The sequence below is a fragment of the Cetobacterium sp. genome (genome assembly GCF_048470075.1).
GTDB lineage: Bacteria > Fusobacteriota > Fusobacteriia > Fusobacteriales > Fusobacteriaceae > Cetobacterium_A.
In genome coordinates, this window is sequence record NZ_DBGBQB010000248.1 from 1 (window position 1) to 1,659 (window position 1,659).

At 26.5% G+C, this 1,659-nt stretch carries 2 protein-coding genes; both read left to right on the forward strand.

Annotated elements, in window-relative coordinates; translation table 11 throughout:
• Positions 1-123 precede the first annotated feature (123 nt).
• Complete coding sequence (locus ACMOUI_RS08775; RefSeq protein ID WP_418965331.1) at positions 124-1,287, forward strand: baseplate J/gp47 family protein; 1,164 nt, start codon at positions 124-126, stop codon at positions 1,285-1,287.
• A partial coding sequence (locus ACMOUI_RS08780; protein WP_418965332.1) for a hypothetical protein occupies positions 1,274-1,659 on the forward strand: 386 nt, incomplete at its 3' end. The genes ACMOUI_RS08775 and ACMOUI_RS08780, both read left to right, overlap by 14 nt.

Below are 1,659 nucleotides of genomic sequence, written 5' to 3' on the forward strand. Positions count from 1 at the left end.
AAAAAATAAATGAAATAAATATTGAGAGTGATATTAAAAATAGAAAATTTAATATTAATTTTAGTATTAAATGTAAAAATGGAAAAATTATAAATATTTCTACAAATAAGGAGGTGGAGAGTTTTGAAATTCGGGGTTACAGATAAAGGGTTTGTAAAAAAAAGAATAAATGATATAGAGAACTCTATTACTAATAAAATGATAAGTAAAGGATATGAAAATTTTTCCATAAATCCTTATAGTGTAGAAGGTGTTTTATTAGGAATAATATCAGATGAATTTTCTAAAGCATGGAATGGAATAGAAGAAACATATAATTCTAGATATTTTGATTTATGTATTGGTATGCAATTAGATAATCATGGTAGAAATTTATTATTGCCAAGAATATTGGGAAAATATGCTACAACAACTTTAAAATTTATAACAGATTCAGAAATAACTATTCCAAAAGATACAATAGTTAGAATAAGAGATACAAATTTAAACTTTAAAACAGTCAATGATTTAAAAATAAATAGTAGTTTAAAAGGTGAAGTTCAAGCTATTGCTATGGAAACTGGAATTATTTATAATACACAGCCAAACACTATAACAGAAATGGTAAATACAGTGGTTGGAATAATATCAGTAACTAATATAGTCCCAGCAACTGGAGGAGATGGAATAGAAAATGATGATGTTTATAGAGAAGCATTAAAAGTGGCTAATAGATCTCGTGGAGGGTCAACAGTTGACGCAATAACAATTGAATTAAGAAAATTATCAGAAGTTAATGGAGCTTTGGTTTTAGAAAATACTGGTGATGAAATAGACGAAAATGGAGTTGAACCAGGAAGAATAAAAGTATTTATAGAAGGAATAGCAACTGAAAATGTAGCAAAAACTTTACATAAGTTCGGAGCATTTGGAATAAAAACACAAGGAGATATAACATATAAAATAGAAAATATTGGAGGACAAATAGTTGATGTAAATTATAATTTGTTTAATCCGATACCAGTGTATGTAAAAGTAGTTTTATTAAATTCTGAAAAAACAGCTAGACAATTAAAAGAAAATATTACTAAGAATATTGAAGAATATGTTAGAAATGCAAATTATTTAGAAGGAAGAAAAATAGTACATAATCAATTAGAGGCAAAAGCATACAATGCAGATTCGGATATAATAGAGCTTGAAGCATTTAGTGGATTAGATCAAGACCAACTAGATAAAAATTCAATTAATATTCCTACAGGCTCTTTATTTTACGCAGTTGTGGAGGTTCAAGATGGTTCAAGATAAATTTCCATATCTAAAAGGAAGAGAACTAGATAAAAAATTACCACAAATTTTTAAAGAGCATAAAAATACATATATAAGAGATTTATTAGAATGTATAAAAGAAGAATTTAACGATTTACAATCTACTTTAGTTGAAGTAGAAAACTTGATTGATTTTGATAATAACTATGGTATTCAATTGGATTTATTAGGTTCTAACATAAAAGAGGGAAGAGATGGAGAATCTGACAATAGATATAGAGCTAGAATAAAAGCAATGATGTATGCGGCCAATTCTTTAGGAGATGAAAATACAATAATTAATGGTGTTTCAAGTTACTTAAATATTCCTGTAAATAATGTTGTTACAAGTGTTATAGACACTAGAACAAT